Origin of the sequence: Dactylosporangium darangshiense, from assembly GCF_039537565.1 — a bacterium.
GTDB lineage: Bacteria > Actinomycetota > Actinomycetes > Mycobacteriales > Micromonosporaceae > Dactylosporangium > Dactylosporangium darangshiense.
Map to the genome: position 1 here is coordinate 1 of NZ_BAABAT010000047.1, position 25,117 is coordinate 25,117.

Annotated in this window: 18 protein-coding genes; 16 read left to right on the forward strand and 2 right to left on the reverse strand. The window is 70.0% G+C overall.

Features of this window, described 5'->3' with window-relative positions:
* Positions 1-1,517 (forward strand): non-reducing end alpha-L-arabinofuranosidase family hydrolase (locus ABD901_RS47355; RefSeq protein ID WP_345138577.1); only part of this gene is annotated, 1,517 nt, incomplete at its 5' end.
* 144 nt (positions 1,518-1,661) lie between these two features.
* Here the strand turns inward: ABD901_RS47355 and ABD901_RS47360 are convergent.
* On the reverse strand, positions 1,662-2,432 hold the full coding sequence (locus tag ABD901_RS47360) for a FadR/GntR family transcriptional regulator (protein WP_345138581.1): 771 nt from the start codon (positions 2,430-2,432) through the stop codon (positions 1,662-1,664).
* A gap of 150 nt (positions 2,433-2,582) precedes the next feature.
* Between ABD901_RS47360 and ABD901_RS47365 the strand changes: the two genes are divergently transcribed.
* The 10 genes from ABD901_RS47365 (at position 2,583) to ABD901_RS47405 (ending at position 12,699) form a co-directional block, all read left to right on the forward strand.
* Positions 2,583-3,851 (forward strand): ABC transporter substrate-binding protein, encoded by a 1,269-nt coding sequence (locus ABD901_RS47365; RefSeq protein ID WP_345138585.1) that lies wholly within the window; start codon positions 2,583-2,585, stop codon positions 3,849-3,851.
* A gap of 3 nt (positions 3,852-3,854) precedes the next feature.
* Positions 3,855-4,844, forward strand: coding sequence for a carbohydrate ABC transporter permease (locus ABD901_RS47370; RefSeq protein WP_345138588.1), 990 nt, complete (start codon positions 3,855-3,857; stop codon positions 4,842-4,844).
* Complete coding sequence (locus ABD901_RS47375) at positions 4,844-5,671, forward strand: carbohydrate ABC transporter permease (protein ID WP_345138592.1); 828 nt, start codon at positions 4,844-4,846, stop codon at positions 5,669-5,671. Before ABD901_RS47370 ends, ABD901_RS47375 begins: the two co-directional genes overlap by 1 nt.
* Before the next feature lie 2 nt (positions 5,672-5,673).
* Positions 5,674-6,864 (forward strand): mandelate racemase/muconate lactonizing enzyme family protein, encoded by a 1,191-nt coding sequence (locus ABD901_RS47380; protein WP_345138597.1) that lies wholly within the window; start codon positions 5,674-5,676, stop codon positions 6,862-6,864.
* A 1-nt stretch (position 6,865) separates the two neighbouring features.
* Positions 6,866-7,297, forward strand: a complete 432-nt coding sequence (locus tag ABD901_RS47385) for a MarR family transcriptional regulator (protein ID WP_345138601.1) — start codon at positions 6,866-6,868, stop codon at positions 7,295-7,297.
* A gap of 347 nt (positions 7,298-7,644) precedes the next feature.
* Positions 7,645-8,805 (forward strand): GH12 family glycosyl hydrolase domain-containing protein, encoded by a 1,161-nt coding sequence (locus tag ABD901_RS47390; RefSeq protein WP_345138606.1) that lies wholly within the window; start codon positions 7,645-7,647, stop codon positions 8,803-8,805.
* Between the two features lie 149 nt (positions 8,806-8,954).
* Positions 8,955-9,857: a condensation domain-containing protein gene (locus ABD901_RS47395; RefSeq protein WP_345138610.1), complete on the forward strand. Its 903-nt coding sequence runs from the start codon at positions 8,955-8,957 to the stop codon at positions 9,855-9,857.
* 24 nt (positions 9,858-9,881) lie between these two features.
* Entirely contained in the window at positions 9,882-10,496 is a 615-nt protein-coding gene (locus ABD901_RS47400; RefSeq protein WP_345138614.1) for a hypothetical protein, read from the forward strand.
* Positions 10,496-10,624, forward strand: coding sequence for an Arm DNA-binding domain-containing protein (locus tag ABD901_RS59560; protein ID WP_486303874.1), 129 nt, complete (start codon positions 10,496-10,498; stop codon positions 10,622-10,624). The genes ABD901_RS47400 and ABD901_RS59560 overlap by 1 nt, the downstream gene beginning before the upstream one ends.
* Before the next feature lie 326 nt (positions 10,625-10,950).
* Complete coding sequence (locus ABD901_RS47405; RefSeq protein WP_380139525.1) at positions 10,951-12,699, forward strand: RICIN domain-containing protein; 1,749 nt, start codon at positions 10,951-10,953, stop codon at positions 12,697-12,699.
* Positions 12,700-12,723: 24 nt separating this feature from the next.
* Here ABD901_RS47405 and ABD901_RS47410 read toward each other — a convergent pair whose 3' ends face one another.
* The gene (locus ABD901_RS47410) at positions 12,724-13,737 is read right to left on the reverse strand and encodes a LacI family DNA-binding transcriptional regulator (protein WP_345138620.1); all 1,014 of its coding nucleotides are present in this window, start codon (positions 13,735-13,737) and stop codon (positions 12,724-12,726) included.
* 276 nt (positions 13,738-14,013) lie between these two features.
* On the opposite strand from ABD901_RS47410, the gene ABD901_RS47415 reads away from it, so the two are divergent.
* The 5 genes from ABD901_RS47415 to ABD901_RS47435 all read left to right on the forward strand — a co-directional run bounded on the left by ABD901_RS47415 (position 14,014) and on the right by ABD901_RS47435 (position 25,114).
* Complete coding sequence (locus ABD901_RS47415) at positions 14,014-14,142, forward strand: hypothetical protein (protein ID WP_345138623.1); 129 nt, start codon at positions 14,014-14,016, stop codon at positions 14,140-14,142.
* A gap of 123 nt (positions 14,143-14,265) precedes the next feature.
* Positions 14,266-15,987, forward strand: coding sequence for an amylo-alpha-1,6-glucosidase (locus tag ABD901_RS47420; RefSeq protein WP_345138627.1), 1,722 nt, complete (start codon positions 14,266-14,268; stop codon positions 15,985-15,987).
* Positions 15,988-16,314: 327 nt separating this feature from the next.
* Positions 16,315-17,781 carry an RICIN domain-containing protein gene (locus ABD901_RS47425; protein ID WP_345138630.1) on the forward strand — a complete coding sequence of 489 codons (1,467 nt, stop codon included), beginning with the start codon at positions 16,315-16,317 and terminating at the stop codon, positions 17,779-17,781.
* A gap of 144 nt (positions 17,782-17,925) precedes the next feature.
* On the forward strand, positions 17,926-19,437 hold the full coding sequence (locus ABD901_RS47430; RefSeq protein WP_345138633.1) for an arabinofuranosidase catalytic domain-containing protein: 1,512 nt from the start codon (positions 17,926-17,928) through the stop codon (positions 19,435-19,437).
* Positions 19,438-19,792: 355 nt separating this feature from the next.
* Entirely contained in the window at positions 19,793-25,114 is a 5,322-nt protein-coding gene (locus ABD901_RS47435) for an AAA family ATPase (RefSeq protein WP_345138836.1), read from the forward strand.
* Positions 25,115-25,117 lie beyond the last annotated feature (3 nt).

Sequence of the window (25,117 nt, forward strand, 5' to 3'; positions counted from 1 at the left end):
CCGTGTGGGGCGTACGCGACAGCGACTCCTGGCGCTCGAGCGAGAGCCCGCTGCTCTTCGACGGCGGCGGCAACAAGAAGGCCGCCTACACCTCGGTCCTCAACGCCCTCAACGCCGCCAACCCGACCACCCCGCCGCCCACGAGCCCGACCACCCCGCCCAACACGCCGGGTGGCACCAACGAGATCGTGGGATCGCAGTCGGGCCGGTGCATCGACGTGCCCAACGCGACTCACGACAACGGCACGCGGGTGCAGCTGTACGACTGCCACGGCCAGTCCAACCAGCAGTGGACGTACACGTCCGGCAGGCAGCTGCAGGTGTACGGCAACAAGTGCCTGGATGCCAACGGCCAAGGCACCGCCAACGGTACGGCCGTCATCATCTGGGACTGCAACGGCCAGGCCAACCAGCAATGGAACGTCAACTCCAACGGCAGCATCACCGGCGTGCAGTCCGGACGGTGCCTGGACGTATGGGGCACCGCGAACGGGCAGCAGGTCCAGCTGTACGACTGCAGCGGGCAGGCCAACCAGCAGTTCAGGCTCGTCTCGCTCGGCGGCCCGACCTCGCCGCCCCCGTCCTCGCCGTCGCAGTCCCCGGGTGGGTCGTGCTCGCTCCCGTCGTCGTACCGCTGGTCGTCGACGGGTCCGCTGGCGAGCCCGCAGAACGGGTGGGTCTCGCTCAAGGACTTCACCAACGTCGTCTACAACGGCAAGCACCTGGTCTACGCGTCGAACGTGTCGAGCGGAGGATCGTACGGCTCGATGAACTTCAGCCTCTTCACGAACTGGTCCGACATGGCATCGGCCGGCCAGACCGGGATGAGCCAGGGCACGGTGGCGCCCACGCTGTTCTACTTCGCCCCGAAGAACGTCTGGGTGCTGGCCTACCAGTGGGGTCCGAACGCGTTCAACTACAAGACCTCCAGCGACCCGACCAACGCCAATGGCTGGTCTGCTCCGCAGGCGCTGTTCACCGGGAGCATCTCCAACTCCGGCACCGGCGTGATCGACCAGACGCTGATCGGTGACGGCCAGAACATGTACCTGTTCTTCGCCGGTGACAACGGCAACATCTACCGGGCGAGCATGCCGATCGGGAACTTCCCGGGCAGCTTCGGCTCGAACTACACGACGGTCATGAGCGACTCGCAGTACAACCTGTTCGAGGCGGTCGAGGTCTACAAGGTCCAGGGCCAGAACCAGTACCTGATGATCGTCGAGGCGATCGGGAGCCAGGGGCGCTACTTCCGCTCGTTCACGTCCAGCAGCCTGAGCGGTTCGTGGACCCCGCAGGCCGCCAGCGAGAGCAACCCCTTCGCCGGCAAGGCCAACAGCGGCGCAAGCTGGACCAACGACATCAGCCACGGTGACCTGGTCCGCAGCAATCCCGACCAGACCAAGACCATCGACCCGTGCAACCTCCAGTTCCTCTACCAGGGCAAGAACCCCAGCGCCGGGGGCGACTACAACCTGCTGCCGTGGCGGCCGGGTGTGCTGACACTGCAGCGCTAGGGCGCGGGCCGCTGACGCAGACCCAACCCATCCGCTGACCCGATCGGGCGTGTCCGGTGCCGTCAACGCACCGGACACGCCCGCCTTGGTCGGCGGGGCGGTCTGCGAGGCGCTTCACCCGGGTTGCGAACCGGCGATGGGCACCTACCGCTGTAGGCGTGCCGGCCCGCCGGGTCCGCCGCGGCGGACGAGCCAGGAGTCGGTGATGTGCGTGAACATCGCCTCGGCGGCGCCCTCGGGGTCGTGGCCGGCGATGCGTTCGTAGACGCGCCGGTGGCCTCGGTTGGACGCGACGCGCAGCGTCCGTTCGGTGCGCCCGACGTACCGGGCGGTATGGATGACCTGGCTCTCCAGCGATTTCACGACGCCCCGCGCGATGCGGTTGCCGGACGTCTGCATGATCACGTCGTGAAAGGCGCGGTCGTGCTCCGCGTACCTGACGTTGTCGCCCACCAGGTCGTCCATCAGGTCCACCAGGCTGCGCAGCTGCCGGACGGTGTCCTGGTCGGCCAGGCGGGCGGCCACATTCGCCATGTCGGACTCGAGCAGGCGTCGCGTGACGACCAGGTCGTCGAGGATAGCCAGCGTCTCGTCCTCGGCGATGCTCGCCGCCAGGACGAGCTCGTCGAGCATGTTCCACGTCGTCGGCGCGGTGACGATGGTGCCGGTGCCTTGCCGCACCTGCACCAGCCCCTTCTCCTGGAGGATCTTCACCGCTTCGCGGACCACGGTCCGGCTCACCGCGAAGGCCTCGCACAGCGCCGGCTCGGGGGGCAGCGGTGTGCCGGGCGGGTGCAGACCGCGCACGATGCGCTCGACCAGCTCCGCGGTGATCGCCTTGGCCAGGTTGGCCGGTCGCCGCGGCCAGGCCGGAGGCGCGACGGCGCCCGCGGTGGTTTCCGGTGATGTCGTCATGTCCCCCTCCGGATGGCGCGACGCCGAGGCGTCACGACTTGACTGTCACTGTACGGCAGTGTGTTGACGTCAAACGTCATACGAGTTACGTTTCCGGTCACTCGCGGAGCGACCCGTCGCCCGGACACCCCTCTTGGAGAGTGATCAGCCATGAAGCAGCGAGCGTTATGGTCGGCCGTCCTGATAGCGGTGCTGGGGCTATCCGGCTGCGGCAGTGCCGGCGGGTCGAAGTCCGCCGACAGCGGCGCGGGCAAAAAACTGGTCGTGTGGGACTGGAAGTCCAGCGACGCGAACGCGGCCAACTTCGTCGCGAAGGCGAAGGCCGACTTCGCCAAGCAGCACCCCAACGTCACGGTGGAGTTCGTGGCGCAGCCGTTCGACCAGTACTACACGCTGCTCGGTTCGGCCATTCAGGCCGGTAAGGGCCCCGATGTGATGCTCTTCAACGGGGGAGGGCAGCTGCGGGATCGCGCGGACTCGCTCGTCGCGCTCGACGAGTATGTCGCCGCCGACAAGAGCCGGCTCGCGGGCTGGGAGGCGTTCAGCAAGAACGGCAAGATCTACGCCGCGCCGATCACCCTGCAGGGCCACCCGATCTACTACAACAAGGCGTTGTACGAGAAGGCCGGCCTCGACCCGGACAAGCCCGCCACGACCTGGCCCGAGTTCCTCAGCAACTGCGCCGCCATCTCCAAGGCGACGGGCACGAAGTGCTTGGCGATGGGCAACAAGGAGGGCTACGGCATCCAGTTCTTCATGTCGAGCTTCGGCCCCGGGATCCTCACGCCGCAGGAGTACACCGACTGGATCGCGGGTAAGCGCAACTGGGAGTCGCCCGACGTCAAGAAGATCTTCCAGCTGTGGAAGGAGGCCGGCGACGCCGGCCTGAACACCGACGGGGCGAACTCCACCCCGATGTTCATGGACATGTTCGGGCTCTTCCAGGGCGGCAAGTCTTCACACGTGCTGGGCCTGATGTCCGACGTTGGGGCATGGAAGGACTTCAACGAGTTCCTGACCCCCCAGAAGGTCGGCGTCATGCTGACGCCGGTCATCACCCCCGGCGCCACGCCGGTCATCGGCTATGACGGCGGCGTCGGCTACGGCGTTGCCAAGTGGACGAAGGACCCGAAGCTGGCCGCCGACCTGGTGCGGTCGCTGACCTCGGCCGAGGCGCTGAAGGCGTACTCCAACGACGCCGGGTCGGTCCCCGCGGACACCTCGCTCGACCTGTCGAACGGCGGACCGGCGCTCGTCAAGATCGCGTCCGAGATCAAGGCGGGCAAGCCCGCGCTGCATGTCGCCCTGTCGGCGAAGACGCAGGATCTGATGGGGCGGCTGTCGCAAGGGCTCCTCAGCGGGTCGGTCACCGTCGACGACGCGGTGAAGCAGCTCGCCGAGTCCGACAAGACGGGTTGATCGGTGTCCTTCGGAGGTTCTCTGTCGTCGCTCCGCCCGGCGCAGGCCGGGCGGAGCGGCCAGGCGCCGGACGCGCGGCGGTTGCGCGGCGCCGAGGGCGGGCCGGCCACCGGCCGGCGTGCGGGCGGCGGAGCCCGGGCCGAACGCCTCGCACCGTACGTCCTCGTGGCGCCGGCTCTGCTGATCATCGTGGCGCTGCGGTGGTGGCCCCTGCTGCTCGGTGTCGACTTCTCCTTCACCGGCGACGCTGAACGCGACGGAGAAGCAGTCGGCTTCGACAACTATGCGACGCTCTTCCACGATCCGCTGTTCCAGACCGCCCTGCGCAACGTCGGGCTGTTGGTGCTGCTGCTTCCGGTGGCGGTGGCGATCCCGGGTCTGCTCGCCACCTTCATCCACCTCCGAGTGCCGGGCCACCGCTTCTTCCGCAGCACATACTTCTTTCCCGCGGTCCTCTCCCCGGTCATCATCGGTGCGATCTTCAATCTGCTGCTGGCGATCGACGGGCCGCTCAACGAAGCGCTCGGGGCGGTCGGCGTCGGCTCGGTGGATTGGCTCGGCGATCCGGACGTCGCGATGTTCACCGTCGTCGCCGTGCACATCTGGGGCACTTTCGGCATGGCCCTGGTGGTCTTCCTGGCCGGCTTCGCCACGCTCGACTCGGCGCTGCTGGACGCCGCCCGGGTCGACGGTGCGTCACTGCCCCAGACCATCTGGCACGTGATCATTCCGGGGCTGTCCCGCACCATCCAGTTCGTGTTCGTCACCACGATGATCGGGATGCTGACCTCGATGTTCGGCCTGCTGTACGTCATGACGGCCGGTGGTCCGGAGGGCTCGACCTACCTGCCCGAGTACTACATCTGGATCCAGCAGGGCCAGATGAGCCGCCCGGCGCTCGCATCGGCCGCATCGACGGTGCTGTTCCTCGTCATGCTGGTCGTCGGCCTGCTCCAGATCGGCCTGCTGCGCCGCTCCGGAAAGGAGGACTGATGCCACAGGCCCGCGTGGGCAGATGGCTGGTCGCCGCGCTGATGACGCTTCTGGCCCTGGCGACCATCTACCCCTTGCTGTTCACCGCGAACGTCGCCATGAAAACCCGGCGCGAGTACATCCTCGATCGGTTCTCGCTGGCCGACTCGCTGCACTGGGACAACGTCACCACGGCGTGGAGCAGTGCCGGCATGGACCGGTACTTCGTCAACTCGCTCATCGTGGTCACGTCCGCCGTGGTCCTCCTGCTGGTGCTCGGCTCGATGGCCGGGTTCGCGCTGAGCCGGGTGCGGTTCCGCGGTTCGGCGACGCTGTCCCTGGTCTTCCTGGCGGCGCTGTTCATTCCGTTCCAGGTCATCATGGTCCCGCTCGCCCGCGTCATGGACAGCAGCGGACTCGTCGACACCTATCCGGGGCTGATCCTCGCCTACGTCGCGCAGTTCCTGCCGTTCACGATCTTCCTGATGACGAGCTACTACCGGACGGTCCCGGCGGAGATCATCGACGCGGCGAGGATCGACGGGAACACCCTCTACGGCGTGTACCGGCGCATCATGTTGCCGATCGGCCGCCCGGCGCTGCTGTCGGTGGGCATTCTGGATGCGTTGTTCTGCTGGAACGACGTGATCATCGCGCTGCTCATGATGCCGTCGCCCGACCATCGAACGCTCATGGTCGGGGTCACGTCGCTGCGTGGGCAGTACTCGGCCAACATCCCGACGTTCGCCGCCGGCGTGCTGATCGCCGCGGTACCGGTGCTGCTGACCTACCTGTTCCTCCAGCGGCAAATCGTCGACGGCGTCACCGCCGGCTCCATGAAGGGCTGACATTGCACATCACCGGCTACCGGACGCTGACGACCGTCCAAGAGTGGGGCAGGCCGGTCGGTGACGCCAACGGCGTCTTCGCCGACGGAGTCACCTCGGTTCCGATCGTCATGGTGGACACCGACGAAGGCATCACCGGCGTCGGTATGGGACCGCACCACGACATCGACGACATCTTCGCCGCCATCGAGGGCGAGGATCCCCGGGGCGTGACGGCCCTCTACGACCGGATGCTGCGCCAGACCTTCAAGGCGGGCCACGCGGGGCGGGTGTTCGGCACGATCGGGGCGCTGGACACTGCCCTGTGGGACATCAAGGCGCAGGCCGCGGGCCAACCGCTCTGGCGGCTGCTGGGCGGCCGCGACCGCACGGTGGCCGCGTACGCCTCCGGCCTGGACATCGGCCTGACCGACGAGCAGCTCGTCGCGGTCTACGGGGAGTACGCCGAGCACGGGCTCCGGGCGGCCAAGCTCAAGGGCGGGCTCGACGTCGAGCGCGACAAACACCGCCTGGGCCTGGTCCGCCAGGTGCTGGCCGACGCGGGGCACACGCGGCGGCCGGGCCTCATGCTCGACGCCAACGAATGCTGGAACCGCAAGCAGGCGGTTCGTCACATCGGCGAGATCGAGCGGGACCTGGATCTGATCTGGGTCGAGGAGCCGGTCCGCCGCTGGGACGCCGCCGGGCTTGCCACGGTCAGCCGCGCGGTCCGCGCCTCGGTCGCCACCGGCGAGAACCTGACCGGGCTCGAACAGTACCGCCCGCTGATCGCCGCCGGCGCGGTCGACGTCGTACAGACGGCCTCGGTCTGGGGAGTCACCCATTTTCTGCGGGTGGCCGCGCTGGCGCACGCGTACGACCTGCCGGTCAGCCCGATCGGCACCACACCGATCGCGCTGCTGCACGCCGCGACGTCGGTGCCCAACCACCTGACCAGCGAGTTGCAGGACCTGCACCCGGCGATCGGCGTGTCCGTCGACCTGGAGGTCGAGGACGGGGCCTTCGTCCTTGGCGAGTCGCCCGGTCTGGGCGTCACCGTTGACGAGCACCTGATCGTTGCATCCACCCAACGGTCGAACACGTCCGCGGCGGACAGTCCCAACGTCCGGCCGGAGGACGCCGGACGGCGGCTGCTGGCTGTCGCGGAACGGGCACGGGACACCGCGACGCCACGTCAGCCCGCGGTCTGGTGACATGGGCAGGCCGCGCGCCGGTGCCGGCTCGGCGCAGGAGCCGACCGACCGGCTCGCCCTGCGCCGGGCCAACCTGACCCGCATGCTGCGGCACATACGCACCAACGGCCCGCGCTCCCGCGTCGCGATCGCCGCTGCCACCGGGCTGCCCAAGGCGACCGTCTCCAGCCTGGCCGACGAGCTGCTCGCCCGGCGGCTGGTGCGCGAGGTCGACGTGCGGCAGCCCGACGGCGGCGGGCGGCGGGTGATCCCGTCGGCGCAAGCGACCATGGCCCGCCTGGCCGTCGCCGGCACCGCCGCGCGCTGTCACTTCGTCGCGTCGCACCTGGGCTCCACGGCCGCCGCCCGCGGCGGGGCGGGTGCCGTGATCGAGCGCGTGATCGAGGACCCCACGGTGGTGACCCTCGAGGCTACATACGTGCCGCAGCCGTAGGACGAGCATCGCGCGATCGACGGTTTCCGGCGCGGTGGCCCGGCCGCAGTGCTGTTGCTGTCCGCCACGTTCGTCACGTCGGCCGCCCTGCCCGGATCCTGCCCACGCGCCTGGTGGTCCGAGAGTCGGCCCGAAACTTTCACCGCCGACCGCGCACGCCGCACGCTCCCACCTCGATTCATCTGACTGATCGGTGGCCGGCGAGATCCGTGGTTGCGTCCGCACAGCACCGCAGCTACACAAATATGGAAGCGCTTCCATATGAGTACACCTGCAAAATCTGGTGTTCAGCGGCGGTCTGCCCGGAAGCGGTTCCAAGTCGCTCGCGGTCAGCATGGGAGGAATACATGAGACGATTTTCGGTCGTCGCCGCTGCGCTCCTGGCGGTTGCCGGGGCCGTCGCCGTCGGGGTGGCCGCGCCACCCGCCAGCGCCGACACCCAGATCTGCAGCAAGTACGGGTCCACACCCATCCAGGGCGGCAAGTACATCGTGCAGAACAACGTCTGGGGCGACGACACGACCCAGTGCATCAACGTTACGAACACCGGCTTCGCGGTCACGTCCGCCGTGCACAACCTGCCGCAGAACGGCGCGCCGGCCGCGTACCCCTCCGTGTACGCCGGATGCCACTACGGCAACTGCAGCTCCGGCAGCGGCCTGCCGCTGGCGGTGAGCGACAGCCGGTTCGCCACCATCTCGACGAGCGTCAGCATGACGTACCCGAACAACGGCAGCGTGTACGACGCCTCCTACGACGTCTGGTTCGACCCGACCCCGCGTACCGACGGCCAGAACACCGGCGCCGAACTGATGGTGTGGCTCAACAAGACCGGCTCCGTGCACGCCGCCGGCTCACAGGTCGGCACCGTCAACATCGCGGGCGCGAACTGGGACGTCTGGTACGGCAACTACGGCTGGAACGTCGTCTCCTACGTCCGGCAGAGCCCGACCTCGTCGATCAGCTTCAACGTCTCGTCCTTCTACCGGGACATGGTCAACCGCGGCTACGCTCAGAACTCCTGGTACATCACCAGCGTGCAGGCCGGGTTCGAACCCTGGGCCAACGGCACCGGCCTCGCCGTCAACGACTTCGCCTACAGCATCGGCACCGGCGGCGGCACCGGGCAGGGTCAGCGGATCGTCGGCGGCCAGTCCGGCCGGTGCGTGGACGTGCCCAACGCCAGTCAGACACCGGGCACGCGCGTGCAGCTGTGGGACTGCAACGGCCAGGCGAACCAGGCATGGAACTACACGTCCAGCCGGCAGCTGCAGGTGTACGGCGGTATGTGCCTGGACGCCTCGGGCGCCGGCACGAGCAACGGCACCGCCGTCATCATCTGGAGCTGCAACGGTCAGGCCAACCAGCAGTGGAACGTCAACTCCAACGGCACCATCACCGGAGTGCAGTCCGGGCTGTGCCTGGACGCCCCCGGCACGGCCAATGGGACACGACTGCAGCTCTGGTCCTGCAACGGACAGGCCAACCAGCGGTTCAGCCGGAGCTGAGCGGCGTCGGTGCGGCGGTCTCCCGGCGCTGACACCGCGCCTCGCGTGGAACATACATGCACGCCGCGCGGCCAGGTTTGTGGTTTCGAAATACTCCTGGTCGCCCGGTCGATGGCGATCTTTCGATGCGATCCGGAGGATCGTTGCCCATGGTGCAGGTGATCCCAGTCGAGTTCCGCGGCGCTCGGGCCGCCGCCGGCCCGCTCACGCTCGGCCAGCTCAACGTTGCGAAGTGGCTCGCCGATGCCCCGGACGCTCCCGCCGCCCGCCTCGAGCAGCGCCTGCCGGTGCCGCCCGGCACCACCGTGCACGCGGTGGCCGTGGCGCTCGGCGCGCTGGTGAGCCGGCATGAAGGGCTGCGCAGCCGCTACACCCTCGCAGACCCCGGCGAGCAGCGCGTCCTGGACTCCGGCAGCGTCCGGCTGGAGGTGTACGACGAGCTGCCGGGGGAGCTGGGCGGGGTGTCCGCCGGCGCTCCGGTGCGGTTCGCGGCCGCCGACGGCCTCGTTACGGACCTTGCGGCCGTGTACTCACACATCGCCGTGGACTTCCAGGCGCTGTTGGTGCTGGAGCGGGAGCTCGCGGCGCTGCTACTCGGTGATCCGCTGCCGGAGGTGGCCATGCAGCCGCTCGACCGTGTCGAGGTGGAGCGCTCCCCGGCCCGGCGCCGCCGCCAGGAGCAGGCGCTGCGGCACTGGTTCCGGCACGTGGAGGCGGCGCCGGCGCACCTGTACGCCGGCCCGCGGGCCGACCCGGTCTGCGGCTCGGGTGCGTACGGCATGTCGTCGGAGGCGGCCGCCCGCGCCCTCGACCGGATTGCCGCCCGCACCCGGACCAGCCGCCCGACGATCGTGCTGGCCGCGTGGTGCGCGTTGCTGGCGCGGCGGACGGGGTACGACGTCTGCCGTTTCGTGATGCTGTCCGCCAACCGCTTCGAGTCCGGCCTGAGCGAGTTCGTCGGGACGCTGGCCCAGTCGACGTTCGTGGCCGTGGACACCGCCGGGGCCGGCTTCGACGAGCTGGTCCGCCGCGCGTTCGGCGCGGTCCTGTAGGCGGGCGTCAACGGCGCGTACCACGTGTACCGCCAGGACGAGGGCACCCGGGAGCGGGTCGCCGCGCGGGGCGTGGCCCCGAGCTTCGAGCCGCTGTTCAACAGCGTCATCGTCGACACCCGCGGCTTCGACGTGCCCGAGCCGGCCATGCCGCCGGCCCCGACCGACCTGGGGTGGGTCGACATGCCGCCGACGAACATCCTGCTGCGCTTCGATCTGGGTCGCGCCGACGATGTCGTGGTGGCCCGCGTGTGGAGCGGCGACACGGGCCGCGTGACCCTGGGGGAGGCGCGGGACCTGCTGCTGGCGTTGGAGCGGCTGCTGCTCGGCGCCGCCGTGCAGGACCTGGACCCGGCGGGGGTCACCGCGGCGCTGGCGGTGGCACCGCTGCAACGGCCGCCGGGCTGGCGGTTGATCGACGACTGCTGGGTCGACCTCGCCGAGGTGCAGCGTCTGCTCGACGACGCGCTGGGCTCCGGAGTGGCCCAGCTGTCGGGCCCGGACCTGACCGCGGTCGTCCTCGACGGCTCGGTGACGGCGGAGGAGGCACGCCGGCGCTGCCTGGCGTTGCTGCCCGGCCGGCACGCCGCGATGGTCCCACGCGCCTTTGTCCTCGCTCGTGCAGCTTGCCCACGGTGATGACGCTGCCGGTGGCGCGGTGCACCGATGGGCGCCGGCGCCCGAAGCGACGGCGTGGCTTCGCCACGAAGGGCGAGGCTGCAATGGCATTGGCCAAGCTCGCCGGCCGACGCCCTGCCGGCCTGTGACTGCTTCGAAACGGTCACCCTGACCGGCGCACGGCTGTTGCCCCCCGAATCGATTCGTCACGGCGGGGGTCGTGACGCCCGGGACCCTGGCGCTGCCGGGCGGCCACCACGCGATCGGCCTCGGTTGACAGGCCCCACCGCGTGTCTTACGGTTCGGACGAATCGGTTCGACGCTCGTGACCGCCCGTCCGATCGTGCCTTGTTGGACAGTCCGCCAACCGTCCTTCGGCGCCACCGCCTCTGTCGCCGGCCCGTCCCGCGATCGGTGGCTGCCGTTCATCCCCTCCCGCCGACTGATCGAGGAGATGTCAGTGCAACTTTCACGAATGCGCCGATGGCGCCGTCGCGGCGTCCTGGCCGGAGCCTCAGTGCTCGCCCTCGCCACCGGAGTCGCCGTAAGCGTCGCCCGCCCGGCCCTCGCCGCCGACGAGTCCATCGCCGTCAACTTCTCCGTAACGAACGGGTCGCCGACGTACCGTGCCTCCGGCTGGATCTACGGCATGACTGAGGACGGCAAGAACCCGCCCGACAACTACTACCGCGACGTGAAGTTCCAGGCGATGCGGGCCGGTGGCGCGCAGCTGCCCGGCGGCGGCTGGGTCGGCGGCGGCTACGACCGCCGGTGGAACGCCACGCGCGCGCAGGCGCAGCGCACTGCGGCGCTCGGCGGCAAGTTCGTCCTGCTCAACCACGACCTGTGGGGCGCCGACGGCGCCGGCATCAGCCGGTTCCCGGGCGACAACGGCGACTGGACCGACTACGACAACTACCTCACCCGGCTGTTCAGCGACGTGCAGGCGGCCGGCATCACCGTCGAGTGGGACATCTGGAACGAGCCGAACATCACCATCTTCTGGAACCGGTCGCAGGCGCAGTACTTCGAGCTGTGGAAGCACACGTACCAGCGCATCCGCGCCACGTTCCCCAACATGCTCATCGTCGGGCCGAGCTTCGCCGGCGTGCCCTCGACCGGCGGCTGGTGGACGCAGTACCTGGACTACGTGAAGGCCAACAACGTCGTGCCCGACATCGTCAGCTGGCACTCGCTGCCCGGCGACCCGGTGGCCAACGTCGCCACGGCCAACCAGACACTCGACTCGCGTGGCATCGCGCACCCGCGGCCGTACCAGATCAACGAGTACGGCGCCTCCAACGAGCAGAACCCCGGCGACGGGGCGTGGTACATCGCCCGCCTGGAGCGCGCCGGCGCCGACGGTCTGCGCGCCAACTGGGCCGGCGGGCAGAACCTCCACAACGACCTCGCGAGCCTGCTCACGCGCAATTCCAGCGGGCAGTACCAGACCAAGGGCGAGTGGTGGGTGTACAACTTCTACGCCTCGCAGACGGGCCAGATCGTGTCGGTCACGCCGAGCGGCTCCTACGACGCGTTCGCCACGAAGGCGACCGGGTCCGCGAAGATCCTCATCGGCAGCGGCCGCACGACGGGCAACGTGGCGGTGAACGTGCAAGGTCTGAGCACCACCAGCGGGATCGTGGTGAACAACCAGGTCCGCGTGGTTGTGCAGAACATCCCGTACAACAACGGCGGCGCCGTCTCCGGCCCGGTCACCGTGCGGGACAGCGTGGTGACCCTGTCGAACAACGCCACGACGATCAACGTTTCGCACACCGCCATCGACGACACGTCGACGATCACGCTGCTGCCGCCGGGCGGCGGGACGCAGCAGAACGTGATGATCGTGGGCGGTCAGTCCGGCCGCTGCGTGGACATCAACGGTGGCACGACCGCCAACGGCACCCAGGCGCAGCTGTGGGACTGCAACGGCCAGACCAACCAGCGGTGGACGTACACGTCGGGCAAGCAACTTCAGGTGTACGGCACCAAGTGCCTCGACGCCTCCGGGCAGGGCACGAGCAACGGCACCGCGGCGATCATCTGGGACTGCAACGGCCAGTCCAACCAGCAGTGGAACGTCAACGCCGACGGCACCATCACCGGCGTGCAGTCGGGCCTGTGCCTGGACGCGAGCGGCCTGGGGACGGCCAACGGCACCAAGGTCCAGCTCTGGCAGTGCCTCAACGGCGCGAACCAGAAGTGGAGCCTGCGCAGCTGAGGTAAGGCGGGATCGGACCCGCGCTCACCTGGTGGGCACGGGTCCGGTGCTGGCGCGCAGTGAGACGGGCGGGGTGTGCAGGACATGCCTCGGCGGCGCCGACGGGGTGCTGAGCCGCTCCAGCAGCAGCTCGACGGCCTGCGCGCCCATGTCGTGGGTCGGCACCTCGGCGGCGGTCATCGGCGGGCGGAAGTCCTCGGCCCAGTGCCGCGCCGCCACGCCGGTGACCGAGAAGTCGCGCGGCACCCGCACACCGGCCCGCTCCAGGCCGCGCTGGATGCCCGGCAGCGCGGCCTCGTTGACGGTCACGAGCGCGGTGACCTCGGGGTGCTGTGTGCGCAGCCGCTCGACGCACGCCTCTCCGGCCGGCGCGTCGTCGCCGCAGCACACGTCGACGCCGGCGATGCCGCGTTCGGCGACGGCGTCGGTGAAGCCGGTCAGCGCGCGCCGGCCAGGGCCGTAGCCGGCGGCCACGAGCTCGGTGGAGCGGTTGACGAGGGAGATGTGCCGGTGGCCGAGGTCGGCGAGGTGGTGCACGCATCGCGACACGAGAGCGGCGTAGTCGATGTCGACCCACCACATGTCCTGCGCCTCGCTGGTGCGGCCGATGGTGACGAAGGGCAGGCCGCGCTGCTGCAGCCGGGCGACCCGATCGTCGTCGAGCCGGATCTCCATCAGGATGAACCCGTCGACCCGGCGGCCGGTGACGATCCGCTCGAACGAGCGGTCGTGCTCGTCGCCGGACGGCGAGAGCAGCACGTCGAAGTCGGCGTCGGCGGCGGCCTCGACGATGGTGGCGACGAAGCTCAGCTGCATGTCCGTGAGCCGCTGGCTGGCCGGCGGGATGACCAGTCCGAGCGTGCGGGTCCGGCCCTCCTTCAAGGCGCGGGCGCTCGCGTTCGGCCTGTAGTCCAGCTCGTCGATGACGGCCTGGATGCGCCGGCGGGTCGCCTCGGAGACGGGCCTGTTGCCCGTGAGCGCATACGACACCGTGCTGCGCGACACGCCGGCCCGGCGGGCGATCTCCCCGATGTTCATCGCGCTCCTCGCAAGCCGCCCCGCATGTCCCGCTGTACCACGGCAGCTTGCCGGAGCCCCGTCCACCACGCAATCGGCAGGTCGAATCGATTCGCACCAAATGTAGGCCGAGTGGCGCAGAACTGCCACCGCCGTGCCGGATGGCCCTTGACCCCAGGCGCGGACGGCCCCTATGGTCGGGTCGAACCGATTCGCTTCACGACGTGACCGTCCCCACGTCTCGGCACGCGAAGACACGCCGGCAACGTGTACACCCCCCACTCGCAGAGGTTCATCATGCCCATGCCACCGCTCGGGCGCCGGGTTCTCGGTGCCGCCCTGGTGCAGGCGGCGCTGAGCGGCTCGAAGCCCCCGGCCGCCGCGCTGGCCACCGCGCAGACGGCGGCCGGCGCGGCGACGAAGTAGGCCGGAAGCAGGCCGAGGGCGTTGAACCGCACGACATCGACCATGAACGCGACGTGGCTCACCTCGCCGGAGTCACCGCCGGCGCGATCAAGGACTGATCCGCCTCAGAAAGTGAGCCGCCGCATGAGCAGAACCACCGGCCCCGCCTTCTCCGTGCAGCACATCCCGTTCAGCTACGCCGGGTCCTGGTTCGGCATCTCGCCCGTGGTGGCCGAGAAGACGTACGCCGAGCACCTGCACCTGGTGTCGCACCAGTCCGGGCTGCACGCCGTGCTGCGGCTGGTGCCGACGCGGGCGGGTGGCGAGGCGGCCACGACGGTGTCCGCCTCGCCGGCCCGGCTGGTGTGGACGGGCGCGTCCGGGCGGGTCGAGCTCGCCTACGAGTCCGTGGACACGATCCGGCTGCGTGGCGAGGGGCTCGGCATGGCCATTCGCGCGGCGCGCCCGACGCTGACGCCGTTCAGCGGCACCTACTTCTACCGCGACCCCGTCGACGGCGCCCACGTCTTCACCGACTACGGCACCGGCCGGCGGTACCGGGTGACGGTTCTCGCAGGCGCCGCGGAGGCCGTCGGCGCGCAGGCCCTCGGCACCGCCGACCGGGGCGTGCTCGTGGACGGCGACGGACCGTGGGAGGTCGCGATCGAGGAGTACGACAGCGCCCGCCCGCCGTACCGTGCCGGCCGCACCTTCGACGAGGCGGTCAAGGCCGCCGAGGCCGAGTTCGCCGCGTTCGTCGGCGCCGTGGCTCCCTGGCGCGGACCGCAGACGCCGGCGGCCGAGCTCGCCGCGTACGTACTCTGGTCGGCCATCGTCCGCCCGGCGGGCTTCATCTCGCGCCCCGCAGTGCTGATGTCGAAGCACTGGATGGACAAGGTCTGGAGCTGGGACCACTGCTTCAACGCCCTTGCCCTCGCCGACGGCCTGCCGGACCTCGCCTGGCACCAGTTCCGCATCGTCTTCGACCACCAGGACCCCGCCGGCGCCCTGCCCGACTCGATCGCCCACTCCGAGGTGCTCTACAACTTCGTCAAGCCGCCCATCCACGGCTGGGCACTGCGCCGGCTCCGCCATCGACTCGGCCACCTCGACCCCGTCGAGCTGACCGCCACCTATGACGCTTTGACGCGCTGGACTGCCTTCTGGCTCGACGCCCGCCGCGGACCCGGCGAGCACCTGCCGCACTACCGGCACGGCAACGACAGCGGCTGGGACAACGCGACCACGTTCGACCCCGAACGGGTGGTGCAGAGCGCCGACCTCGCCGCATTCCTCGTTCAGCAGCTGTGCGCGCTCGCCGACCTGGCACGCCTCCTGGGCCGCGGCGGCGAGGCCACGCGCTGGGCGGCGACCGCCGAACAGATCCGCGCCGCGATGCTGGACCAGCTCTGGAACGGCGAACGGTTCGTGGCGCGTGGCGCCGGCGGCAATACCTGGACCAGCGACAGCCTCCTCGACCTCATGGCCATCACCCTGGGCGACGACCTGCCCGCGCCCATACGAGCCATTCTGGCCGACCGGATCCGCGAGCACCTCACCGCGTTCGGGCCCGCCACCGAACTGCCCACGTCGGCGCGGTACGAGGCCGACGGGTACTGGCGCGGACCGATCTGGGCACCGTCCACGGTCCTCATCGAGGACGGCCTGCGCCGTGCCGGGCACACCGGCCTCGCCGACGACATCAGCGCCCGCTTCCGGGCGCTGTGCGAGCGGTCCGGCTTCGCCGAGAACTTCGACGCCCGCACCGGCGCCGGCTTACGCGACCGCGCGTACACCTGGACGGCCAGCGCCTACCTGATCCTCGCGGCCGCGCACGTCGAGCGAACGACCGTGCCGGCCAGATAGCGCCGCCGGTCATCTTCAAAATGTCGAAAGGTGCATTCCGCGGGGTCGCCACGCATTGTTGAAAAACGGCCATGAAGAACGGCACGCCGATCGCGAAATGATGAGGCATCGGCGTCGCTGCAAGGTGCGCGCCAACGCTGCTGACCTCGCGGGATGCGGAAAATAACAGAAACTCGCCGCCTTTTTCGCCGAGCAAAATAGGCATTGCCAGGGGTTCGGAATGGTGGTTAGTTAGGAACGCCGACCAAGGCGTTTTGACCGCCATCCATCTCGCCTGGTGTCCCGCCTGCCGCGGGCGCCCATCCGTGCCTCGAGAGAGGAGTGCCAATGTCCAAACGTCGGCTCAATCACCTGACGCGCCTGCTCGCCGCTCTGTCCGCCGGCCTCGCCGCCGCGCTGGTGTCCGCCGGGCCCGCGCACGCGGCGACCGTCACGTTCACCCTCGGCGCCGCCCGGACCGACACCAGCGGTCGCGCCCTGCAACTGCACGGGCTGGGCATCGTCAAGGTCGGGTCGGCCGGAGCCGGGGTGTGGTACGGCTTCGGCGAGGACAAGGCCGGCGAGAACAGCAACAACACGTCGTTCCAGGACATCCCCTGCTACTCGTCGTCCGACCTGTCGAACTGGACGCAGCAGGGCGCCGCTCTCGCCCGGCAGACCGGCGGCGACCTGGGCCCGAACCGCATCGTGGAGCGGCCCAAGGTCATCTACAACGCGTCCACCCGGACATACGTGATGTACCTGCACCTGGACAACCCCGGCTACACCGACATGCGCGTCGGCGTGGCCACCAGCAGTACGCCGTGCGGCCCGTACACCTACCGCGGCGGCTTCCGCCCGCTCGGCAACCCGAGCCGGGACATCGGCCTGTTCCAGGACGCCGACGGCACCGCATACCTGCTGAGCGAGGCCGGCGGGCAGGCTCTGCAGATCTACCGCCTCTCGTCCGACTACCTGTCGGTCGTCGCCGCCGTCGCCACGCTGCCCGACCTCGAGTCGCCGGCGATGATCAAGGTGAACGGGCTGTACTACGTGTTCGCCTCGCACCTCACCTGGTGGTACACCAACGACAACGTCTACGCCACCGCAACCTCGCCCGCGGGGCCCTGGTCGGCCTTCCGCACGTTCGCCGCGCCCGGCACCAACACGTACAACAGTCAGACCGCGAACGTCATCACGGTCCAGGGCACGTCCGGGACCACGTACGTCTACGCCGGCGACCGTTGGAACACCAACGACCTGGGCGGCTCGCCGCTCATCTGGCTGCCACTCACGATCCGCGGCACGACCGTCAACCTCGGCCAGTACCCGAGCTGGGGCCTCGACGTGACCGCCGGCACCTGGTCGGCGAACTCGGGCCTGCCCAGCGCCGGCAACCATCAGCTGACCAACCGCAACAGCTCGATGGCGCTGGACTCCCTGGGTGCGTCGAAGGCCAACGGCAACAAGATCATTCAGTGGCCGGCCAACGGCGGCGCCAACCAGCGGTGGACGCTCAACCGGGTCACCGACAATGTGTACACGCTGGTCAATGTCAACAGTGGACTCTGCCTGGACGTGCCCAATCAGTCCACGGCCGGCGGTGTGCAGTTGCAGCAGTGGACCTGCAACGGCGGCGCCAACCAGCAGTGGGCCGCGGACCTCGTCGGCGCCTACAGCGGCAGCGACTACGCCCTCGTCAACGTCAACAGCAATCTGGTGATCGGGGTGGACGGCTCGTCCACCGCCTCCGGCGCGCAGGTGCAGCAGGTCACCGGCACCGGCGCCACCAGCCAGACCTGGACGGTCTCCTGACCGAACCGCCGCATGAGCGTGCACGTCAATGCGGCGCCAATTTTGACCACGTCGATGTGAACGCTCTCATCGACCCGATCGGTCGATGAAGCATCGTCCGCCAACGCAAGCCCGTCCGACCCTACGATCGCGAGGAACCCCGCCATGGTCCTTCCGAAGCTCCGGCGCGCCCGTCGCCGGGGAAGCGTCGTCTCCCTTGCCGCCACAGCCGTCGCCGCGCTCGCCCTGAGCATCGCCGCGGTTGGTCAGCCCGACGCCGCGGCCGCGGCGACCGTCGGCACGCCGACGCCACTCGTCGGCGGCCAGTCCGGGCGCTGCCTGGACCTGCCCAACTCGAGCACCACCAACGGCACCCAGGTGCAGCTGTGGGACTGCAGCGGCCAGGCGAACCAGTCGTGGACGTACACCTCCGGCAAGCAGCTGACGGTGTACGGCAACAAGTGCCTCGACGCCAACGGGCGGGGCACCACCAACGGCACCGCCGTCATCATCTGGGACTGCAACGGCCAGACGAACCAGCAGTGGAACGTCAACACCGACGGCACCATCACGGGCGTGCAGTCCGGGCTGTGCCTCGACGCCAACGGCGCCGCGACCGCCAACGGCACGAAGATCATCATCTGGTCGTGCAACGGCGGCACGAACCAGCAGTGGTCGCAGACGGGGACCACACCGCCCCCTCCGCCGTCAGGCTCGGGCCCGTGCGACATCTACGCCTCGGGAGGGACCCCGTGCGTGGCCGCGCACAGCACGACCCGGGCGCTGTACGGGTCCTACAGCGGCAACCTGTACCAGGTCCGGCGCTCGTCGGACAACACGACCCGCAACATCGGCGTGCTCGCCGCGGGCGGCGCCGCCGACGCCGCGGCCCAGGACTCCTTCTGCTCCGGCACCACCTGCGTCATCACCGTGGTGTACGACCAGTCCGGGCGGGGCAACGACCTGTGGTACCAGGGCTCCAGCGTCGTGCCGGGCTCAACGCAGAGCAGCCCGGCCAAGGCGACGACGGAGTCGCTGACGGTCGCCGGCAGCAAGGCGTATTCGCTGTACATCAACCCCGGTAACAGCTACTGGCGCGACGGGCACCTCACCGGCGTGCCCACGGGCAGCGCGCCCGAGGGCATGTACATGGTCACGAGCGGCACGCACGTCAACAGCGGCTGCTGCTTCGACTACGGCAACAGCGAGACCACACGCAAGGCGGACGCCGCCGGCGCGATGGACGCCATCAACTTCGGCACCCAGTGCTGGTTCGGCGGCTGCTCCGGCAGCGGCCCGTGGGTCCAGGCCGACCTCGAGTGGGGCCTGTACCCCGGCGGCAGTCAGTCCTGGAACCCCAACCAGCGCGCGTTCAACAGCAAGTTCGTCACCGCCACCCTGAAGAACAACGGCACGTCCCGCTTCGCGATGAAGGGCAGCAACGCCGCTTCCGGCAGCCTGTACACGCTGTGGGACGGCGGTCTGCCCAGCGGGTACAGCCCGATGAAGAAGCAGGGCGCGATCGTGCTGGGCAGCGGCGGCGACTGCTGCAAGCCGGGCGGCGGCGCCAACCTCAGCGCGGGCACCTTCTACGAGGGCGCCATCGTCGCCGGCTACCCGTCCGACGCCACCGAGAACGCCGTACAGGCGAACATCGTCGCAGCCGGATACCGGTAGGAGCGGGACTCGCGGCGGGAGCGGCTTCGGCCGGTCGCTCCCGCCGCGATCAGTGGTTGCAAGGTGGTAGAACGCCGCGGGCGCGTCGACCTGGTGCGCCTCGGTCACGATCTAGCCGATAAGTACTATATGAGGGGGATCGGACGACGCGCGCATAGGTGTCTGGCAGGGAGTAGGCGAAGTGCTACCGGGCGGAGATGCGCCCGTTCAAACTGCGATATTGCACGAGAGCGAACGCACGCGCATTCGACGGCTGTTCGTTGCGGGCCGAACGGTCATCTGCAAGGACGTGCTCGGAGCGGATGCGCAGCAGCGGTTGCAGCACGAGTCGGCGATCCTCCAGCGGCTGCGCGGCGTGGCGGGGGTGGCGCAGTTGGCGGAGGCGCCGCTGCACCCCGGGTCGATCGTACTGGAGGACGTTTGCGGCAGCCCTTTGGCCGCGATGGCGAAGCCGCTGCCGGTTGACGATCTGATCGAGCTCGCGGCGGGCTTGTCCCGAGCCGTGGCGGGGGTGCACCGGCGAGGTGCGATGCACCGTGACATTACGCCGGCGAACATCGTGGTCGCCCGGGACGGCGCCCCGTGTCTGGTGGACTTCGCATTGGCGTCGTCGTTCGCCGAGATCCGTCCCGAGTTCACCCATCCCACCCAGATCGTGGGGACGCTGGAATACCTGGCGCCGGAGCAGACCGGGCGTACCGGCCGGCCGGTGGATCAGCGCGCGGACCTGTACGCGCTGGGTGCGACGCTGTACGAGCTGGCGACGGGTGCGCCGCCGTTCGGTTCGGGTGACCCGCTGCGGCTTACGCATGATCATTTGGCGCGGGTGCCGGTGCCGCCGGTGGAGGTGAACCCGGCCGTACCCGCGCCGCTGTCCGAGATCATCATGCATCTGTTGGAGAAGGAGCCGGACAACCGGTATCAGACGGCGGAGGGCGTGGTCTACGACCTGGAGCGGTTGCGGGATGACGAGACGCGCCGTGGACCGGCGGCGTTGCGGGTCGGCGAGCGTGATGTTCCGTTGCGGCTGTTGCCGTCGTCGCGGCTGGTGGGTCGCGACGCGGAGGTGGCGGCGCTGGAGGCGGCGTTCGATGAGGCGCTGGTGGGCCGGTGCCGCGGGGCGCTGGTCGCCGGGGCGCCGGGGGTGGGCAAGACGGCGCTGGTCGACGAGCTGCGGTCGGTGGTGACGGGCCGGGACGGCTGGTTCGTGGCGGGCAAGTTCGACGAGTACCGGCGGGACCTGGAGTTCGACGCGGTCTATCAGGCGTTCCGGGCGTTGGGTCGGCTGTTGCTGGCCGAGCCGGAGGATGAGCTGGCCGAGATTCGAGGGCGGATCCTGCGGGCGCTCGGTCCGCACGCGAGCCTGATGACCGCGGTGGTGCCGGAGTTCGCGACGCTCCTCGGGGTGCCGCCCGACCCGGGCGATCCGCTGACCGCGCAGACGCGGGCGCAGCGCATGGCGGCGGAGGTGCTGCGCGTGGTCGCCTCGCCGAAACGGCCGGTGGTGTTGTTCCTCGACGATCTGCAGTGGGCGGGGCGCGTGCCACTCGGGTTCGTGGACCTCGTGATGAGCGAGGCCTCGGTCGAGGGGCTGTTGGTGGTGGGTGCGTACCGCGAAGCCGGCGCGGACGTGGCGCATCTGCTGGCGGGACAGCTGTCGCGGTGGCGGCGCCAACCGGGAGTGCGGTGCCTGCGGCTGGCCAACCTGCCGGTGTCCGCCTCCGTCGCCATGGTGGCCGAGGTGCTCCATGTGGACCCGCCGGCGGTGGCCGCTCTGGTCGAGGTGATCGACTCGTATACGTCCGGCAATCCGTACGAGACCGTCGAGCTCCTCAACGGACTGCGCCGCGACGACGTGTTGACGGTGACGGCCGACGGTTGGCGGTGGGACGAGGCGGAGGTGCGGGCGCGCCTGGGCCGGTCCGAGATGGCCGGGTTGCTGGCGGCGCGGGTCGACGCCATGCCGGCGATGTCCCGGCAGATGCTCGATGCGATGGCCTGCCTCGGCGGGCGAACGGAGCCACGCGTGCTGCAGACCGCCACCGCCGAGCCGTCGGACGTCGTGGAACAACGGCTGGCACCCGCCATCGACAACGGCGTGCTGGTGGCCGAGCCCGGGGTGCGGCAGGCGGTGCGGTTCCGCCACGACCGGATCCGCGAGGTGATCCTGCGCCAGCTGGACCCGCGGCGGCGGCGCACCCTGCAACTGGCGATGGCACGGCGGCTCGCGGCCGAGCCGGAGCTGTATGCGGTCGCGGCCGGGCAGTACCTGCACGTGGTCGACGCGGTCGACGACGCCGCGGAGCGGCCGCTGGTGGTGCGGCTGCTGCGCCGCGCCGCGGGCCAGGCGGTGTTGATCGGGGACTACGCGCTGGTGAATGCGCTGCTGGGGGCCGCGCTGCGGCTGATCAGCCCGCAGGAGACAGCTACGCTCGTCGAGGTGCACGCCGGCCGGCACGCCGCGCTGTACAGCCTCGGGCGCCTGGAGGAAGCGGACGAGGAGTACCACACGATCGAGGGGCTGTGCGCCACCGCCTTCGAGCGCGTGGACCCGACGGTGGTGCAGGCACGCAGCCTGACCCACCGCAGCCGCTACGCCGAGGCGATCGCGCTCGGCCTGGCCTCGCTGCGCGAGCTGGGCATCGCCATGCCGGCCGCGGATCGGCTCCCTATGGAGTTCGACCAGCGGCTCGACCAGCTGTACCGGTGGCTGGAGCACACCGACGACGTTGAGGAGCTGGCTCGGCCGGAGGTCACCGAGCCGACGCTGCTTGCCGCGAGCCGGCTGATCAACGCCATATTGCCGGCCGCCTACTTCACCGCCCACACCACATTCGCCTGGCTGAGCCTGGAAGCGCTGCGGGCGTGGATCGAGTACGGCCCTGCGCGTACGCTGCTAGGCCCGGCTTGCCACGCCGGATTCGCCGCCGTCGCGGTGCGCGGCGACTACACGGTCGGGTACCGGACGTTGCGGAGGTTCGTCGCGCTGGGCGAGGCGCGCGGCTACGAGCCGGACACCTCGCAGACGCGCTTCCTGTTCTCGTTGCTGAGCTGCTGGTTCGAGCCGCTCGACGACAGCGTCGGGGCGGCGCAGCGGGCGCGCGAAGGGTTGATCGCCGGAGGCGACCTGGCCAACGCGGGTTACACCTACCACTCCACCGCGGTGTCCATGCTGGAGTGCCTGCCCTCGCTGGATGTCTACGTCACCGAAATGCGGACCGGACTGACCTACCTGCGGCGCATCGGCAGCGAGCAGACCATCCATTGGCTCGACGGCTACCGGTGGTTGACTCGTGTGCTGGGCGCCGAAGACTCCGCTGCGGCCGACGAGGCCGGCCCGTTCGACCAGTACGCCGACAGCCCGTGGGCGCTGTTCCACGCGCACGTCACCCGCGCGATCGCCGCCGCCATCTTCGGCGACGTGGCGGCGCTGGCGCGGAACACGGCCGCGATGATGATGCTGCTGCCGATCGCCGGGCATGGCCTTTACTCGACCGCCCATGCGCGGTTGCTGCACGGGCTGGCCCTCGCCGGCCAGGCCCGGACCGCCCAGGACGCAGAGCGGGGCGATCTGCTGGCCGAACTGGACGACGTGACCAGCTGGCTGGCCGCCCGTGCCGTGGACGCGCCGGACAACTTCCTGCACATGTTGCGGCTGCTGGAGGCGGAGCGGGCGTGGGCCCTCGGCGACTTCCGCGGCGCCGCCCTCGGCTTCGACGCCGCCCGGCATGCGGTCGAGCGGCGGCGCCCGTGGCATCGAGCCCTGATCACCGAACACGCGGCGCGCTTCTACCTCGCCCACGGCCTCGAAGACGCCGGCTCCGGCCTGCTCGCCGAGGCCCGCCAGGAGTACCTCGCCTGGGGCGCCACCGCGAAGGTCGACCAACTCGACTGGGCCTACCCGGCCCTGGCCACACAGGCCGACACGGTCACCGGCCCCGACACCCACCGCCCCGGTGCGCTTGCCCGTCGCCGCTCCAGCGTCGCCACCGGTACCATCGACCTGCTCGCCATCCTTTCCGCGTCGAGGGCGTTGAGCTCCGAGACCAACGTCGAAGGTCTGTACCGGCGCCTGGTCGAGGTGCTCAGCGCGATGACCGGCGCCACCGGCGTACACCTGCTGCTGTGGAGCGACGACCAGCAAGACTGGCTGCTGTGCGCACCGGGCGGCGACGGCCGCGTCATCCCGGCGTGCGGGACCGGACACGAACACATCGTGCCGATGTCCGTGCTGCGCTACGCCCAGCGGATGCGGGAACCCTTGGTCGTGGCCGATGCCACCCGCGACGACCGCTTCGCCCGCGACCCGTACTTCGCCGACATCACGTGCTGTGCGCTGCTGGCCGTGCCGGTCCTCGGCCGCGGCGCTTTGCAGGCGGTACTCCTCCTCGAGAACCGCCTCATCCGCACCGCGTTCACCACCGACCGCCTCGACGGTGTCAAACTCATCGCCGGCCAGCTCACCGTCTCCCTCGACAACGCCCAGCTGTACGCCGCGTTCCGGCGCATCGCCGACGAACAAGCGGCACTGCGGCGAGTCGCGACGCTGGTCGCCCGCGGCATGGGACCCAAATTCGTTTTCGCTGCCGTGGCCGAGGAAGTCGGCACGCTCTTCGGTGCCGACGGCACCGCGGTCGTCCGGTTCGAAGCGGACGGTCAGGCGAGCGTCATGGGCGTCTACGGGTTCGAACGCGCCCGGGCCGGGTTGCGGTGCAAGCCCGACCCGCACTCGGCCATGGCGTCGGTCCAGGCGACCGCCCGCGCCGCCCGCCGCGACACCTACGACCCGACGTACCGGTGGGTGATTCCTTCGGCGACCCACCCGAGCCCGGTCGAGACCACCCTCGCAGCGGTCCGCTCCGCGGTCGCCAGCCCGATCGTGGTCGAGGGTCAGCTCTGGGGCGCCATCAACGTCGGATCACGCCACGAACGGCTGCCGCAGGACACCGAACAACGACTCGTGGACTTCACTGAACTCGTCGCGACCGCCATCGCCAACACCGAAAGCCAGGCCGAGCTCACCCACTCCCGCGCGCGGATCGTCGCCGCCGCCGACCAGACCCGCCGGCGCATCGAACGGGACCTGCACGACGGCGCCCAGCAGCAGCTGGTCTCGCTGGCGCTGCAACTGCGCACGGCACAAGCGGCGCTGCCGCCCGAACTCGCCGCAGAGCTCGACCAGGCCGTCGCCGCCGCGACCGGTGTCCTGGACGAACTGCGCGAAATCTCCCGCGGAATCCACCCGGCCATCCTGACCGACGGAGGCCTCGGCCCGGCGCTGCGCATGCTGGCCCGCCGCTCCCCGATCCCGGTCGACGTCAACCTCCACACCGAGGGCCGCCTGCCCGAGCAAATCGAAGTCAGCGCCTATTACGTCGTCGCCGAGGCACTCACCAACGCGGCCAAGTACGCACACGCCACAACGGCCACCATCACCGTCGAAACCGACACCAACGACACCCACCTGCACGTCACAATCCACGACGACGGCATCGGCGGCGCCGACTTCACCCGAGGCACCGGCCTGCTCGGCCTCAAGGACCGCGCCGAAGCGCTCGGCGGCCGGCTGATCCTGCACAGCACACCCGGCGCAGGCACCAAGCTGCGAGTGGAGCTCCCACTCACCCCCAGCAGCGGCGACACCTCCGCGGGCACGGCGGCACCCAGGCGGTCGTGATCC

Coding starts and splice junctions, on each gene's coding strand:
- ABD901_RS47365 (WP_345138585.1), top strand. CDS start 2,583: ATGAAGCAGCGAGCGTTATGGTCGGCCGTCCTGATAGCGGTGCTGGGG.
- ABD901_RS47405 (WP_380139525.1), top strand. CDS start 10,951: ATGCGCCGATGGCGCCGTCGCGGCGTCCTGGCCGGAGCCTCAGTGCTC.
- ABD901_RS47360 (WP_345138581.1), bottom strand. CDS start 2,432: ATGACGACATCACCGGAAACCACCGCGGGCGCCGTCGCGCCTCCGGCC.
- ABD901_RS47375 (WP_345138592.1), top strand. CDS start 4,844: ATGCCACAGGCCCGCGTGGGCAGATGGCTGGTCGCCGCGCTGATGACG.
- ABD901_RS47410 (WP_345138620.1), bottom strand. CDS start 13,737: ATGAACATCGGGGAGATCGCCCGCCGGGCCGGCGTGTCGCGCAGCACG.
- ABD901_RS47425 (WP_345138630.1), top strand. CDS start 16,315: ATGTCCAAACGTCGGCTCAATCACCTGACGCGCCTGCTCGCCGCTCTG.
- ABD901_RS47395 (WP_345138610.1), top strand. CDS start 8,955: ATGGTGCAGGTGATCCCAGTCGAGTTCCGCGGCGCTCGGGCCGCCGCC.
- ABD901_RS47430 (WP_345138633.1), top strand. CDS start 17,926: ATGGTCCTTCCGAAGCTCCGGCGCGCCCGTCGCCGGGGAAGCGTCGTC.
- ABD901_RS47390 (WP_345138606.1), top strand. CDS start 7,645: ATGAGACGATTTTCGGTCGTCGCCGCTGCGCTCCTGGCGGTTGCCGGG.
- ABD901_RS47385 (WP_345138601.1), top strand. CDS start 6,866: ATGGGCAGGCCGCGCGCCGGTGCCGGCTCGGCGCAGGAGCCGACCGAC.
- ABD901_RS59560 (WP_486303874.1), top strand. CDS start 10,496: ATGACGCTGCCGGTGGCGCGGTGCACCGATGGGCGCCGGCGCCCGAAG.
- ABD901_RS47415 (WP_345138623.1), top strand. CDS start 14,014: ATGCCCATGCCACCGCTCGGGCGCCGGGTTCTCGGTGCCGCCCTGGTG.
- ABD901_RS47420 (WP_345138627.1), top strand. CDS start 14,266: ATGAGCAGAACCACCGGCCCCGCCTTCTCCGTGCAGCACATCCCGTTC.